Below are 14,775 nucleotides of genomic sequence, written 5' to 3' on the forward strand. Positions count from 1 at the left end.
CGGGCCGGTGGCGCCGCCACCGGCCCGGGGCCGTTCCTCTACGGTGGGCGACATGCCGCAGCCGACTCCGCCCCGCTCGATCGACCAGGTCCTCGCCGAGGCCCGCGCCGGCGCGAGCCCCGTCGAGCCGGAGGCGCTGCCCGCGGCGATCGCGCGCGGCGCCCATGTGATCGACGTGCGCTCGGCCGTGACCCGGGAGCCGGAGGGGCACATCCCGGGGGCGGTGGTCGTGGAGCGGCTCGTCCTAGAGTGGCGCCTGGACCCGCAGGGCGCGTGGCGGATGCCGGGCGGTCCGGGCTACGACGACGAGGTGGTCGTGGTGTGCAACGAGGGCTACCACTCCTCGCTCGCGGCGCGGGACCTGCGGGCGCTCGGCTTCCACCGGGCGACGGACCTGCGCGGCGGCTTCCGCGCTTATGCGGCGGCCGGGCTGCCGGTGGCCGCGGAGCCGGACCGGTACGTGGACTGACCTCCCGTCCGGCCGGTGCTCAGCGCAGCTCGCGCTTGAGGATCTTGCCGGTCGCCGTCATCGGCAGCTGCGTCTCGAGCACGATCTCGCGCGGGTACTTGTAGTCCGCCATCTGCTCCTTGGCCCATGCCGTCAGCTCCTCGACGCCGATGCTCGCGCCGTCGACGAGGATCACGTGGGCCCGGACCTCCTCGCCGAGCCGGTCGTGGGGGACGCCCACCACGGCGGCGAGGGAGACCTGCTCGTGGCCCATGAGCACCTCCTCCACCTCGCGCGGGTACACGTTGTAGCCACCGCGCACGATCATGTCCTTCGAGCGGTCCACGACAAAGTAGAAGCCCTCCTCGTCGCGCCGGCCGAGGTCACCGGTGCGGAACCAGCCGTCGCGGAGCACGGCCTCGGTCTCCTCGGGGCGGCGCAGGTAGCCGGTCATGACGTTGTGGCCGCGCACGATGATCTCGCCGATCGCGTCGGCCCCCTCGACCCTGCCCCAGTCGGGGTCCGTCGGGTCGATGAGGTCCATCTCCACGCCCCACACCGGCAGCCCGATCGAGCCGGGGCGGGGGCGGTCCGCGAGGGAGAAGCTCGCCACCGGGGAGGTCTCGGAGAGGCCGTAGCCCTCCATGATCGAGATGCCGAGGCGCTCGCGCACCTCGCGCAGGATCTCCACGGGCAGCGGCGCACCGCCGGAGACGCCGAGGCGCAGGTGCTCGGTGAGACGCTCGGCGATCCCCTCGCCGCCGGCCCCCGCCGAAACAGTGAGCTGCCGCAGCAGCGCCCACCACATGGTGGGGACGCCGGCGAAGACGGTCACCCGGTGTGCGAGCAGGAGGTCGAGAGCCTGCTGCGGGTCGAAGCGGGGGAGCAGGACGAGGGTCGCCCCGAGCGAGAAGCCGGAGGTGAGGTTCACGGTCGCGCCGAAGGTGTGGAACAGGGGCAGCGCGACGAGGTGGGTGTCGGCCCCCGGCTTGGAGTCGAACAGTCGGTTGCAGGTGAGCGCGTTCATCAGCTGGTTGGAGTGGCTGAGCTCGGCGCCCTTGGGCCGGCCGGTGGTGCCGGAGGTGTAGAGCACGACGGCGGTGTCCGTCTCGCGGCGCTGGACGGTCTCGAAGCGCGTGGGGAGCTCGGCGACGGCCGCGGCGAGGGTGGGCACGCCCTCGTAGGGGCTGGGGGTCGCCGGATCCGCCGTCATGAGCACGACCTGCGGCGGCCGGGCCGCCTCGCGGGCGCCCTCGACCATGAAGCGGCCGATGGGCAGCTCCTCGGTGCCCTCGAAGCAGAGGGCGGCGACGGCCTCGGCGTCGTCGAGGAAGTAGGTGATCTCGCGCGGCTTGCTCAGCACGTTGATGGGGACGACGACGGCGCCGGCCTTGAGGATGCCGAAGTAGGCGATCGGGAACTGCGGGAGATTGGGGCAGCTGAGCACCACACGGTCCCCGGGGACCACGCCGAGGGAGACCAGGAGGTGGGCGACCCGGTTCGCGGCGGCATCGACCTGGGCGTAGGTCAGGGAGGTCTCCCCGAGCACGAGGGCCGGGTGGTCGGGGACGGTGCGGGCGCTGTCCTCGAGGGCGACGGCGAGGTTGTACATGGGTTCTCCTCCACGGACGACGGTGTCAGGGTGGCCACACGATAGCGGGGCCGCGTCGATGTCGGCCCCGCCACAGCCGACGATTCGTCAGTTGCGCGAGTGACGAAACGTCGGGGAGGATGGCCGACGTGCCGACACCTCCCCGCCCCGCACCGAGCGGTGCCGCCCCTGCGGGCGGCCCCACCGAGCCGCAGCTCGCCGCCGCCGCGGACACCTTCTCGATGCTCGCGAGCCCGGCCCGGCTGCATCTCGTGCAACTCATGAGCACGGGCCGCTACGACGTGGGCGAGCTCGCCGAGAAGGTGGGGCTGAGCCTGCCCACCACGAGTCAGCACCTGCGCAAGCTCCGGCTCACCGGCATCGTCTCCGCGACTCGCGAAGGCCGGCACAGCTACTACACGGTGGACGATCCGCACGTGGTGGAGCTCGTCGAGCAGATCTTCGAGCACATCGCCCCCGACGGCTCGCTCGCCCCCGATCCCCCGCGCAAGGAGCGCCGATGACCACCACCACCCCCCGTCCCGCCCCGGAGCGCGTGGACCTCACGAGGTTCGCATGGCTGTCGATCGCCGCCGCGATCCTCACGATCTCCCTCAAGGCCGGTGCCTGGGTCATGACGGGCTCCGTCGGCCTGCTCTCCGACGCCGCCGAGTCCGTCGTCAACCTCGTCGCCGCCGTCGTCGCACTGATCGCCCTGCGGGTCGCGATCCGTCCCGCGACGGAGCGCTTCCTCTACGGCCGCGCGAAGGCCGAGTACTTCTCCGCCGCGGTCGAGGGGGTCATGATCTTCGTGGCGGCGGCCGTGATCCTCGTGAGCTCCGTCGAGCGCTTCATCCATCCGCGACCGATCGAGAACGTCGGCTGGGGCCTCGCGATCAGCGTCGTCGCGAGCCTCGTCAACGGCGGCGTCGCCCTGGTGCTGCTGCGCGCGGGGCGCACGCACCGCTCGATCACCCTGCGGGCGGACGGCAAGCACCTCATGACCGACGTCGTCACCAGCGCGGGCGTGCTCGTGGGCGTCGCGCTCGTGGTAATCACCGGCTGGGACCGGCTGGACCCGGTCGTCGCGTTCCTCGTGGGCGTGAACATCATCGTCGCCGGCGTCGACCTGATCTCGGAGTCCGTCTCGGGGCTGCTCGACAAGGCGCTGCCGGAGGAGGAGAACGAGGTCATCACCGAGATCCTCCGACGTCGCACCGACGGCACGGTCACCTTCCACGGCCTGCAGACCCGCGAGGCCGGCCAGGAGCGCTACATGAACGTGCACGTGCTCGTGCCGGACGAGTGGACGGTCAAGCAGGGCCACGACTACATCGAGGAGCTCGAGACGGAGCTCATGACGGCACTGCCGTCGCTGCGCGTGCTCACGCACCTCGAGCCGATCTCCGATCCCGCGAGCTACGAGGACATCCCCGAGGCGCACGTCCCGATCCACGGGGACGACGAGACGGCGCTGCGGCCCCCGCAGGCGTGACGGTCGCGTCCCCTACGATGACCGGGACGCCGAGCGGAAATCTCGGCCGAGCGACGAGCATCAGGGGGATTCCATGACCACCTCACCCATCGCGCCTGATCCGCGGCGCGAGCACCGGCCGCAGGGACCCGTCGTGCAGGGCGAGCTCGTGCCGGTCGCGCAGCCCTACGGCATGCCGCAGCAGCAGGCCGGCCATCCTCAGCACGCACCCCTGCACCCGGGACACGTCCAGCCCTATGCCGCGTCGGCCGCCTACGGCCCTCCCCCGGTGATGATGATGCCGGCACCGAGGAGCGTGGGCGTGACCTTCGTGCTCACCTTCTTCTTCGGCGTGCTGGGCATGTTCTACGCGACGACCTCGGGCGCGCTGATCCTGCTGGGGGTGACGCTCGGCGCGATCGTGCTCGCGGTCGTCGTGATCGGCATCCTCTCGGTGCTGACACTGGGCTTCGGCGCCGCACTCTTCGCCTTCGTCCCGCTCATCGGGGTCGCGGCATGGATCACGAGCATGATCTGGGGATGCATGGCCGCCTCGCGGCACAACGAGCGGCTGGCGGCGCAGTACGCCGCGGCCGGCTACCGCCCTCCGGGGTACTGAGCCGCTCTGTCCCGGGGCGCGGGGCAGCGACTCAGAACGGCGGGTCGGGTTCCGATGATGATGGCGGTTCATCGCCGGGGATGGCAGCGCCCGGTGGACCGTTCCGGCCCGCGGCGATCGCCTCGGCGACGCGGATCCTCTCCTGGAACCGGTCCCAGACCCGCTGGTACGTCGCGGCGAGGACGCTGGTGACGAGGTCGGAGTTCGCCTGGATCTCCACCCAGTCGGTGCCGCCTGCAGCCCACCGCGTGGAGGCGCCGTCCGGGGAGCGCTGGGGATCCAGCGCTCCGTCCGTCTTCATCCGGTGGTGGCTCCGGCAGAGCCCGTGGAGGTTCTCCGGCGAGGTGGGCCCGCCCGCGGCGGGATCGAGATGGTCGAACTCCTCGATGTGGTCCCACTCCCCCACGTGGAGAACGGTGCGATCGCAGCCCGGCACCGCGCACACGGGGTCGATCAGCCTCAGGTGCTCGATCATCGCCGCGCTGGGCCGGTACTGCTGGGCCGCGACCGGCAGGAACTCCCCGGTGATCGGGTGGGTCAGGACACGATGCCACACGGTCGCCCGGGCACAGAGCGTGCGGGCCATGTCGATCGGGATCGGATGCACTCCCTCGAGCGTCGCGGGGGCGTCCGACATGCCGAGCAGGGAGAGGACGGGGACGGTGAGGTTCATCCGCAGCGGCATCGACGGGACCTCGACCCCGTCGGTCGCGATCGGGCTGCGCGTGAGCAGCACGTAGCGGAGTGCCCGCAGCGACATCGGCCGCCCGCTCGCGGCGACCTCCCCGTCCCGGTCCCAGGGGATCTGCTGGTCCTGGCCACCGGCGGCGATCCGCTCGAGGGCGTGCCGCTGCGCGTCCTGCACCGAGCGGGCGGCCTGGTCCAGACGCGTGCTGAGGTCGAGGATCTCCGGGATCGGGCCGACGATGGTGAGGAACGCGGTCCCGTCCGGTGCGGGCGCGTGCTCGAGGAAGACGTCGCGCCTCGATGCGGGGTCGCCTCCGGCGCCGACCTCGGGGTCGAGCCAGGTCACGAGGTGCTTCACGAGGGTCCGGAAACGATCCGGGGACAGCGACTCGACCCGCCACCCCGCGACGGTCTCGTCGACCTGCCGCCGCTGGGCCCCGGGCAGGTCGCGCACGGCGCGGACGAGCTGGTCGAACCATTCCGTGGGCAGGTCCCCCGTCTCGACCCGGGCGAGGCACTCGGGCAGATCGGTGACCCCGATGTAGGCGTCGTGGAGCCGACGGGTGGCGCGGCCGATCCGGGACCGCAGCACCAGCCCGGCGGCGATCCCGTTGCCGCCGTCGTCCCCGGAGGCGCCGTCCCACAGGGAGGCGAGGTCACGGAGCTCCTCGATGTAGAGGTGGGCGTGCACGGTGCGGCGCCGCTCGAGGACACGGCGGAGGACGAGGGCCTCCGCGGAGTCCTCCTCGAGATCCCCCTTCGCCGCGAGGTTCTCGGCGGTCACGTGACTGCGCCCGCGGGGCGGCCGACGGAACCGGTGGGAGAGCGCGGCGCTGCCGGGATCGTCGTGCACCCCGGTGTGATCGGGGTGCTCGGCGCGCTGGGGCCGCTCGCCATCGGACGGCGCGGAGCCGTGCGGTCGCGTCACCGTCATCACCCACCACCCCTCCCCGGAGCATCTTCCCGGCACTCCCCCGCACTGCGCGGAATCGACGAGAACGAGGGAACTCGCCTCGCCCCACCCTCTCATTTTAGAACACCCGTTCGCCGATCGCCAGCATTCTCGACGACCTACCCGAGAATGTGGACGACCATCCTCGGGGGAGGAACGATCCGCGGCGTCGGCGAGGGCAGGCCGCGAGCGGCAGCAGCCCCAGGACCATGGATGGCGGCGACCTCGAGACCGGCCGCACCGCATCGATCATCATGTGACCGGCAGCAATGGTGGCCAGCTCGCTCCCCCATCGCAGCACACACCACCTCAGGCCCACCCTCAGCGCCACCTCCATCCCCCACTCTCACACGTCAATGCGAACGCCAAGAATGTGGATAACCTGCCACTGTGAAGGAAAGGCCATCATTGGCTCCTGGCGAAACACCACGCACGCCTTTCACGGTCGTTCGAGCCGTTCCCGCCGACCACCGCCGCCGCCCCCGCCGGCTCCTCCGGCAGGCTCGCCGCCCACCCATCCCCACCCTCGGGTGACGCGATATGAACGCTTATGTTGGTCATCGTTTGCTCTTATGCCTCCATCGCCCCCACCATGGACGGCGATCACTTCCGACCTCCAGGAGCCAGCGTGACGACCACCGCGCCCACCGGGCTGAACCCGCACCTCACCGACCTCGCCGCCCGGCTGCGCGCCGAGATCGGCGAGGACGCCGTGATCACGGAGCCCGAGGAGCGCTACGCGGGGGACACGGCCGTCCGCGCCGAGGCCGGGACCGAGTTCCTCCTCGTCCTGCCCCGCGACACCTCGGGGGTCCAGGCGACCCTGCGCGCCGCCCACGAGACGGGCACCGTCGTCGTGCCCCGCGGCTCCGGCTCCGGCCTCTCCGGCGGCGCCGTTCCCTCGCACGGCGCGATCGTGCTGGGCCTCGAGCGGCTCACCGCGATCCGCGAGATCGACCCGCTCGACGAGGTCGCCGTGGTCGAGGCGGGCGTCATCACCGCGGACCTCTCCGCCGCGCTGGCCCCGCACGGCTTCTTCTACGCACCGGACCCGGCGAGCGCGCGGCTCTCGAGCATCGGCGGCAACATCGCCACCAACGCGGGCGGGCTGCACTGCGCGAAGTACGGCGTGACCCGCGAGTCGGTGCTCGCCCTCGAGGCGGTCCTCGCCGACGGCACGCTCCTGCGCACCGGCCACCGCTCGATCAAGGGCGTCACGGGCCTGGACCTCACGCAGCTGCTCATCGGCTCGGAGGGCACGCTCGCCGTGGTCACCGCCGCGACGGTGCGGATCCGCCCGCTTCCCGTCGCCCGCCGCACCCTGCTCGCCCGCTTCTCGTCGACGACCGCCGCCGCGGCCGGGGTCAACGCGATCTCGCTGAGCCCCGTGCGGCCCGCCGCGACGGAGCTGCTGGATGCGGCGACGCTGCACGACATCGATGCGAACGCGGGGTCCCGGATCGCCGAGGGCGACACGACGATCCTGCTCATCGAGCTCGACGGCTACGGCGTCGAGGAGCAGACCACGGACCTCACCGCGGCGCTCACCGTCGCCGGGGCGACCCTGCGCGTGATCGAGGACGAGGCGGAGGCGGAGCGCCTGTGGGAGCTGCGCCGCTCGGGCCGCGGATCGGGCGCCGGCGGGCACCGCCTGGGTGAGGACGTCGCGGTGCCGAAGTCCCAGCTGGGCGCCGTCTTCGCGGAGCTCGCGGAGATCGGCGCCCGCCACGGCGTGCAGACCTCCGCCGTCGCCCACGCAGGAGATGGCAACCTCCACCCGAGCCTCGCCCTGCCCTCCGCCCCGGAGGACGTGCCCGGGCAGCTCCCGCCCGCGATCCTCGCCGCCGCGGACGACCTCGTCCGGGCCGCGATCGACCTGGGCGGCACGATCAGCGGCGAGCACGGCATCGGCACCGCCAAGCGCGGCTGGCTCGACCTCGAGCTCCCGACCCCCTCCCGCGACCTGCAGCGCCGCCTGAAGGACGCCTTCGATCCCCGCCACCTGCTGAACCCCGGGAAGGCCCTGTGATGACCACGACCTCGACCGCCCCCGCCCGCCTCTCCCCCGAGCGCCTCGCCGGCGGGCTCCTCTCCGCGCTCGGCGCGCGGGGGGACCGCTCGCGCGGCTTCGGCAAGGCCGCCGGAGCGCTGCCCGGGGCCGTCCCGCTGCTGGGCGGGGCCCCGAGCGCGGACGCCCTCCCCCTCGACGCGATCCGCCGTGCCACCGCCGCGCTCACCGAGGACCCGCAGGCCCTCGTCGCCGCGCTGCAGTACAACGTGACGCCGGGGATCACCCCGCTGCGCGAGTGGATCGCGGAGCGCGAGGGCGTGGACGCGAGCCGCGTGCTCGTCACCAACGGCGCCTTCCACGGCCTGTCCCTCGTCTTCGACGCACTGCTGGACCGCGGCGACCGGATCGTCGTCGAGGACCCCACCTACCCGCTGATCTTCCGCGACCTCCAGCACCACGAGGTCGAGGTGCTCCCGCTCGCGCTCGGCGAGGACGGGTTCGACATCGACGCCCTCGAGGCCCGGCTCGAGGCGGGCGCGCGACCCAAGCTCCTGTACACGGTCCCCGACTTCCACAACCCGACGGGCTTCGTCACGCCGGCGGCGCAGCGTGAGCGGCTCACGGAGCTCGCCGAGCGCTACGGCTTCGTCATCGTCTCCGACAACGCCTATGCGGGCCTCGGCTTCCCCGGCGTCGAGGTGCCCGCGGACTACGACCTCGGCTCCGAGCTCGTGGTGCACGTGCGGACCTTCTCGAAGGTCCTCGGCCCGGGGCTGCGGCTCGGCTATCTCGTGCTCCCCACCTGGCTCGTCGGCCCCGTGACGCGTCTGCGCGCGAACCAGGACCAGCACTCCTCGGTGCTCGTGCAGTCCGTCGTCGAGCGGATCGTCGGCGCGGGCGACCATGCCCCGCTGGACGGCGGCCTCGACGGCATCGCGGACCGCGCCCGGACCGCCTACGCCGACCGCTTCGACCTCGTCGCAGGGCTGCTCGACGCGGCCCTCCCCGGCGGGGTCACGGTGGATCACCGCAGCGGCGGGATCTTCCTGTGGGCGCGCGTGGATGACGAGGGCGTGGACCTCGCCGCCGCGCAGCAGCTGGCCCGCACCCGCTTCGGGACCGATGCCGTGCTCGGCCGCTTCTTCTTCCTCGAGGAGGGCACGGAGGACCGCGGCCGCCTGCGGATCGGCATCAGCCACCTCCCCGAGGACGGCCTGCGCACCGGCGTCGAGCGGCTCGTCGGCGCCCTCACCTCCCCCGAGGCGCGGCGATGACCCGGACCTCCCGGCGTCACCTCCTGCAGGGCCTCGGGGCCGGGGCCCTGGGCCTCGCCGCGCTCCCCCTCGCCGGCTGCGCGGTCGACGCCGCACAGGCCGACGGCGGCGCCGACGCGCAGGACCAGGAGCTCAGCTTCCTCATCTCCAACCTCGACGGCGGCTGGGTGCCCTCCAAGAGCGCCATCTCGAGCTACGAGGCGAACGTGTGGCAGCAGCTCACGGACAAGCTCGTGCACACCGACCCCGAGGGGAAGGTGTCCCCGTGGATCGCGGAGTCCTGGGAGCAGGACGAGGACGCGACCGCGTACGTGCTCCACCTCCGGGACGGCGTCACCTTCTCCGACGGCACGCCGCTGGACGCGGAGGCCGTCGTCGCGAACATCCAGGCCTGGGCCGTCGGCCGGCCCGAGGAGGGGCTCGCCCGGGTGGGCCTGTTCCCGGGCAGCACCTTCGAGGCCGCGGAGGCCGTGGACGCGCGGACCGTGCGGGTCACCTTCACCGCGCCGACCCTCTCCTTCCTGCCGACCCTCGGCTACCACGGCTGCCAGCTCATGGCCCCGTCGAGCCTCGCCGGCTCCCTCGAGCAGCAGTCCGACCTCGCCTTCCAGATCGGCTCGGGCCCCTTCGTGCTGGACTCCTGGGCGGCCGGTGACCATGTGCGCCTCGTGCGCCGCGAGGACTACGATTGGGCGCCCGAGGTGCTCGGCGCGAGCGGACCGGCGAGCCTCGCCGCGATCACCTTCACGGTGCTCCCGGACGACACGCTGCGCGCCTCCGCCGCGCGCGCCCACCAGACCGACGTGTCCTACAACGTGAACCCGCAGGTGCTGGACTCCTTCACGGAGGCCGGATTCCACATCGAGGTGCCCCGGTACCTCGGCTTCGTGCACGGCTACAACCTCCGCACCGACGTCGCGCCCTTCGACGACGTGCGCGTGCGGCAGGCGTTCACGCGCGGCATCGACCGGGCGGAGATCCTGCGGACCGTCTTCACCGACGCCTGGGAGCCGGCGACGAGCTGGCTGCAGTCCGGCGTCCCCGAGGCCACGGACCTCACGGACCTCTTCGACTACGACCCGGAGCTCGCGGCGTCCCTGCTCGACGAGGCCGGGTGGACGCAGCGCGACGCCGACGGCTTCCGCACGAAGGACGGCGTGCAGCTCGGCTTCACGATCTACCCCACCCCGTACCTCACCGGCTCCGTCCCCGAGGCGGAGCTGATCGGCCAGCACCTGGGTCGGCTCGGGATCCATGTGCGCACGCAGAAGCTCGACATCCCCACCTGGGGCGAGCGCGTCACCAACGACCCGACGCAGGGCGTCGCCGAGGTGACCCGCAGCTTCGTGGACGTCGGCACGGTCGCCGGGGTCGTGACCGACGAGGGCGAGGACTGGTTCGCCGTCGGCTCCTCCGACGCGGAGCTCGTGCGGCTCCGGGACGAGGTCGCGGGCGCCGTCTCCCGCGAGGAGCGCGCCGGCGTGGTCGACGAGCTGTCCCGGCACGTGCTCGAGCAGGCGTACTTCATCCCCCTGGAGCAGAACGTGCAGCGCATCTACGTGCAGACCCCGGGGCTGAGCGGCATCACCTTCAACGCCGTCGCGATCCCCTCGTACCACGCCGCCACGAAGGAGCCCTCATGAGCACCGCGGCCACCCTCCCCCGCCGGGCCGCGACGCCGTCGGCCGCCGCCGCCTCCGCCCGCCGCTACGCGTCCTTCGCCGCGCGCCGTACCGGCCAGGCGCTGATCGTCGTCGTCCTCGCCTACGTGCTCGTGTTCCTCGTGCTCGCCGCGATCCCGGGCGACCCGATCTCCGCGCAGCTGGACAGCCCGCAGGCCGGGTACACCGACGCGGAGAAGGCGCAGATCCGCTCCTTCCACGGCCTCGACCAGCCCGTCCTCGTGCAGCTGCTGATCTCGCTCGGCAATGCGGTGCGCGGGGACCTGGGGCTGTCGCTGTCCACCTCGCAGCCGGTCACCGCGGTGCTCGGCGCCGCGATCCCCTCGACGCTCGCCCTCGCCGTCACGGCGCTCGTGCTCGCGGTGCTCATCGCGGCCGTGCTGGGCCTGCTCTCGCGACTGCTGCCGGAGGGGCCGCTGAACGGCGTCGTGCGCGCCCTGCCCACGGTGTTCCTCTCGACCCCGAACTTCCTCATCGGCCTCGTGCTGATCCAGGTGCTCGCCGTGAACCTGGGGCTGTTCAGCCTCGTGGACCCGGACAGCGCGGGCTCCACGCTCGCCGCGGCGCTCACCCTCGCGATCCCCGTCTCCGCGCAGATCGCGCAGGTGCTCATCACCGCGCTCGACGAGTCCGCCGGCCAGGACTACGCGGAGGTCGCCGTCTCGCGCGGCCTGCCTCCCGCGCAGGTGGTGCTGCGGCACCTGCTGCGCCCGTCCCTGCTGCCCACCGTGACCGTCGTCGGCCTCGTGCTCGGCGAGGTGCTGGGCGGCTCGCTCATCACCGAGACGATCTTCGGCCGCACGGGCGTGGGGACGGTCGTGCAGAAGGCGGTCGCCGCGCAGGACGTCCCCGTGCTGCTCGTCGCCGTGGTGCTCTCCGCCGCCGTGTTCGTCGTCGTGAACCTCGTGATCGACCTGCTGTACCCGCTGCTGGACCCGCGGCTGCGCGGGACGGAGGGAACCCGATGACCGCCACCGCCCTGACCACCGGGCCGCTCGCCGCGGCCCGCCCGCGCGCTCTCGCCCGCCGGCGGCCGCCCGTGACGGTGATCCTGTCCCTCGCGGTGATCGTGCTGGTCCTCGCCTGGTCGCTCGTGCCGGGCCTGTTCACGCGCCACGACCCGGCGCTCGGCGTCCCGGACGACAAGTTCACCGCGCCCGGCGGGCAGTACTGGCTGGGCACCGACCACCTGGGCCGGGACCTGCTCACGCGGATCATCCACGGCTCCGCCTCCTCGATGACGAGCGCCCTCATCGCGGTCGCGATCGGCGTGGTGGTGGGCGGCGTGCTGGGCCTGCTCTCGGGCTACCTCGGCGGCTGGGTGGACGCGGTCGTGGGCCGCGTCGTCGAGGTGCTGCTCGCGATCCCCGGCTTCCTGCTCGCCGTGGTCGTCGTGACGGCGCTCGGCTACGACACCCGCAACGCCGCGATCGCGACGGGCGTCTCCGCGGTCGCCGTGTTCGCCCGGCTCATGCGGGCGGAGGTGCTGCGGGTGCGCACGAGCGTGTTCATCGAGGCGGCACGCGTGAACGGCGGCTCCTCCGCGTACGTGCTGCTGCGGCACGTGCTGCCCAATGCGCTGCGGCCCGTCGTGTCCCTCGCGATCCTGCAGTTCGGCGTCGCGATCCTCGTGATCGCCGGTCTCGCGTTCCTCGGCTACGGGGATCCGCCCCCGGCCTCCGACTGGGGTCTGCTCGTCTCCGACGGCCGCGAGCACCTCCTGCACGCCCCGTGGCTCGTGATCGCGCCGGGTCTCGTCATCGCCGTCGTCGTGCTGTCCGTGAGCCGCATCAGCCGCTGGCTGGATCAGGGGAGGAACCGATGAGCATTATCGAGCACACGCAGGGCAGCACCGACGGAACGGCCCGGGAGCCCGCGCCGCCCGCCCCGCTGCTGCAGGTGAGCGGTCTGAGCGTCGCCTACGGGGACACCGAGGTCGTGCACGACGTCTCGTTCACCGTGGCCGAGGGCTCGGCGCTCGCGCTGATCGGCGAGTCCGGCTCGGGGAAGTCGACGATCGCGCGGGCCGTGCTGCGGCTGCTCGGCTCCCGCCGCGCCCGCGTCGACGGCTCGATCGCCGTGCAGGGCCGTGAGCTCACTGGCCTGCGCGAGGCGGAGTTCCTGCCGCTGCGCGGCCGCGTGCTGGGCTTCGTCCCGCAGGATCCGGGCTCCTCGCTGAACCCGGTGCGCTCGATCGGCGCGCAGGCCCTCGAGGCGGCGGCGCTCGTGCCCGGAGCGCGCCGCCGCGCGGACCGCGAGGCGCTCGTGCGCGGCGCGCTCGAGCGGGTGGGGCTGCCGGACCCGCAGCGGATCATCGACTCCTTCCCCCATCAGCTCTCCGGCGGGCAGCTGCAGCGGGTGCTCATCGCGCTCGCGATCCTGCCCGGGCCGCGGCTGCTCGTGGCCGACGAGCCGACCTCCGCCCTCGACGTCACCGTACAGAAGCAGATCCTCGACCTGCTCGACGACCTGCGCCGCGAGCTCGGGATCGGGGTCCTGCTGATCACGCACGACCTCGCGATCGCCGCCGCCCGCGCGGAGGAGGTCGTCGTGCTGCAGGACGGCGCCGTCCAGGAGGCGGGGCCGACGGCGCAGGTGTTCACCGCGCCCCGCTCGGCGTACACGCGGGCCCTGCAGGCGGACGTCCCCGGCCTGAACCCGAAGCGCTTCGCGGGACTGCGCGCGGAGCGGGACGAGCGGCACCCGCTCACGGGCGACGCCTTCCGCACCGATGCGCCGCAGGTGCTAGTCTCCGACGTCTCCCGCACCTTCCGCAGCCGTGACCGCGAGGTGCGAGCGCTGGACGGTGTCTCCTTCGCGATCCCCCGCGGCCGCACCCACGCCCTCGTGGGCGAGTCCGGCTCGGGGAAGTCCACGGCGGCCCGCGCCCTGCTGGGCCTCGAGACCGTGGACGCGGGGAGCCTCAGCGTGGGCGGCCGCGCGGTGGATCCGACGGACCGTCGGGCGCTGCGCGAGGTGCGCCGCCACCTGCAGATCGTCCACCAGAACCCCTTCACCTCCCTGGACCCGCGCTTCACCGTGGAGCGGATCGTCCGCGAGCCGCTGGACCTGTACCGCGTGGGGGACCGCGCCGAGCGGGAGGAGCGCGCCGCCTGGGCGCTCGAGGCGGTGCGCCTGCCCGAGGCGCTGCGCTCCCGGCGACCGGGCACACTCTCCGGCGGGCAGCGCCAGCGCGTCGCGATCGCCCGGGCCCTCGCCCTGCGGCCGGACGTCCTCGTGCTCGACGAGCCGACGAGCGCCCTCGACGTGACCGTGCAGGCGGGGATCCTCGAGGTGCTCCTCACCCTGCAGCGGGACCTGGGCCTGACCTACCTGTTCATCTCCCACGACCTCGGCGTGGTGCGCCAGTTCGCGGACACCCTCACGGTGCTGCGCCGCGGCGAGGTCGTCGAGGCGGGGACCGTCGGCCGCGTGCTCACGGATCCGCGCGAGGAGTACACGCGCCAGCTCATCAAGTCGATCCCCGCCCGCCGGGACACGACGGAGGTGCCCGCATGACCGCCACCGATCAGGGACGGACGCTCCTGCGGGACGGCCGCACCCTGACCTGGGAGCGCACCACCTGGGACGATCAGCGCGGCGAGGCCCTGCGCACCGCGATGGACGCGGAGATCGGCCCCCGGTACGCGGCCCTGCGCGGGGACAGCCCCCGCCCGGCGCCGCCCACCACGGAGGACGTCGCCTTCCTGCTGCTCGCCCTCGTGGACGGCGAGGTCGCCGCGACAGGCACCCTGCGGCGGCTCCCGGACCGCTGGGAGGTCAAGCGCCTGTTCATCGACGCCGGGCACCGCCGTCTGGGCCTCGCGAGCGCCGTGCTCGAGCAGCTCGAGGAGGGTGCCCGCGAGAAGGGCGCCACGGAGCTGTTCCTGCAGACCGGGAACCGCCAGCCCGAGGCGATCGCGCTCTACGAGCGGCAGGGCTGGGAGCGCGTCCCCGTGTTCGCTCCCTACGACCCTGCCGACGGGATCAGCGTCTGCTTCCGGAAGGACCTCACGGCGACTGACATCTGATCCCGC

At 73.1% G+C, this 14,775-nt stretch carries 13 protein-coding genes; 11 read left to right on the forward strand and 2 right to left on the reverse strand.

Going from position 1 to position 14,775, the window contains the following annotated elements:
- Positions 1–52: 52 nt before the first annotated feature.
- A complete protein-coding gene (locus ACYVAP_RS12350) occupies positions 53–469 on the forward strand; it encodes a rhodanese-like domain-containing protein (RefSeq protein WP_498860848.1) in 417 nt (138 codons plus the stop codon).
- Positions 470–488: 19 nt separating this feature from the next.
- Here ACYVAP_RS12350 and ACYVAP_RS12355 read toward each other — a convergent pair whose 3' ends face one another.
- Positions 489–2,060 (reverse strand): long-chain-fatty-acid--CoA ligase, encoded by a 1,572-nt coding sequence (locus tag ACYVAP_RS12355; RefSeq protein ID WP_498860849.1) that lies wholly within the window; start codon positions 2,058–2,060, stop codon positions 489–491.
- A 128-nt stretch (positions 2,061–2,188) separates the two neighbouring features.
- Here ACYVAP_RS12355 and ACYVAP_RS12360 point away from each other — a divergent pair, with 128 nt between their 5' ends.
- The 3 genes from ACYVAP_RS12360 to ACYVAP_RS12370 all read left to right on the forward strand — a co-directional run bounded on the left by ACYVAP_RS12360 (position 2,189) and on the right by ACYVAP_RS12370 (position 4,132).
- A complete protein-coding gene (locus ACYVAP_RS12360) occupies positions 2,189–2,563 on the forward strand; it encodes an ArsR/SmtB family transcription factor (RefSeq protein ID WP_264450110.1) in 375 nt (124 codons plus the stop codon).
- Positions 2,560–3,534, forward strand: coding sequence for a cation diffusion facilitator family transporter (locus tag ACYVAP_RS12365; protein ID WP_498860850.1), 975 nt, complete (start codon positions 2,560–2,562; stop codon positions 3,532–3,534). The genes ACYVAP_RS12360 and ACYVAP_RS12365 overlap by 4 nt, the downstream gene beginning before the upstream one ends.
- A 73-nt stretch (positions 3,535–3,607) precedes the next feature.
- Positions 3,608–4,132 (forward strand): hypothetical protein, encoded by a 525-nt coding sequence (locus ACYVAP_RS12370; protein ID WP_498860851.1) that lies wholly within the window; start codon positions 3,608–3,610, stop codon positions 4,130–4,132.
- A 31-nt stretch (positions 4,133–4,163) separates the two neighbouring features.
- Here ACYVAP_RS12370 and ACYVAP_RS12375 read toward each other — a convergent pair whose 3' ends face one another.
- Complete coding sequence (locus ACYVAP_RS12375) at positions 4,164–5,753, reverse strand: HNH endonuclease signature motif containing protein (protein ID WP_498860852.1); 1,590 nt, start codon at positions 5,751–5,753, stop codon at positions 4,164–4,166.
- A 646-nt stretch (positions 5,754–6,399) separates the two neighbouring features.
- Here ACYVAP_RS12375 and ACYVAP_RS12380 point away from each other — a divergent pair.
- Genes ACYVAP_RS12380 through ACYVAP_RS12410 form a run of 7 tightly spaced genes read left to right on the forward strand, consistent with a single transcriptional unit; the run spans position 6,400 to position 14,769 of the window.
- The gene (locus tag ACYVAP_RS12380; RefSeq protein WP_264450104.1) at positions 6,400–7,800 is read left to right on the forward strand and encodes an FAD-binding oxidoreductase; all 1,401 of its coding nucleotides are present in this window, start codon (positions 6,400–6,402) and stop codon (positions 7,798–7,800) included.
- On the forward strand, positions 7,800–9,056 hold the full coding sequence (locus tag ACYVAP_RS12385; RefSeq protein ID WP_264450103.1) for an aminotransferase-like domain-containing protein: 1,257 nt from the start codon (positions 7,800–7,802) through the stop codon (positions 9,054–9,056). Before ACYVAP_RS12380 ends, ACYVAP_RS12385 begins: the two co-directional genes overlap by 1 nt.
- The gene (locus ACYVAP_RS12390) at positions 9,053–10,699 is read left to right on the forward strand and encodes an ABC transporter substrate-binding protein (RefSeq protein WP_264450102.1); all 1,647 of its coding nucleotides are present in this window, start codon (positions 9,053–9,055) and stop codon (positions 10,697–10,699) included. Before ACYVAP_RS12385 ends, ACYVAP_RS12390 begins: the two co-directional genes overlap by 4 nt.
- Positions 10,696–11,706: an ABC transporter permease gene (locus ACYVAP_RS12395; protein WP_264450101.1), complete on the forward strand. Its 1,011-nt coding sequence runs from the start codon at positions 10,696–10,698 to the stop codon at positions 11,704–11,706. Before ACYVAP_RS12390 ends, ACYVAP_RS12395 begins: the two co-directional genes overlap by 4 nt.
- Positions 11,703–12,563, forward strand: coding sequence for an ABC transporter permease (locus tag ACYVAP_RS12400; protein WP_498860853.1), 861 nt, complete (start codon positions 11,703–11,705; stop codon positions 12,561–12,563). Before ACYVAP_RS12395 ends, ACYVAP_RS12400 begins: the two co-directional genes overlap by 4 nt.
- Positions 12,560–14,257: an ABC transporter ATP-binding protein gene (locus ACYVAP_RS12405; RefSeq protein WP_498860854.1), complete on the forward strand. Its 1,698-nt coding sequence runs from the start codon at positions 12,560–12,562 to the stop codon at positions 14,255–14,257. Before ACYVAP_RS12400 ends, ACYVAP_RS12405 begins: the two co-directional genes overlap by 4 nt.
- Positions 14,254–14,769, forward strand: coding sequence for a GNAT family N-acetyltransferase (locus tag ACYVAP_RS12410; RefSeq protein WP_498860855.1), 516 nt, complete (start codon positions 14,254–14,256; stop codon positions 14,767–14,769). Before ACYVAP_RS12405 ends, ACYVAP_RS12410 begins: the two co-directional genes overlap by 4 nt.
- The last annotated feature ends 6 nt before the right edge of the window (positions 14,770–14,775 follow it).

The sequence above is a fragment of the Brachybacterium horti genome (assembly GCF_054777615.1).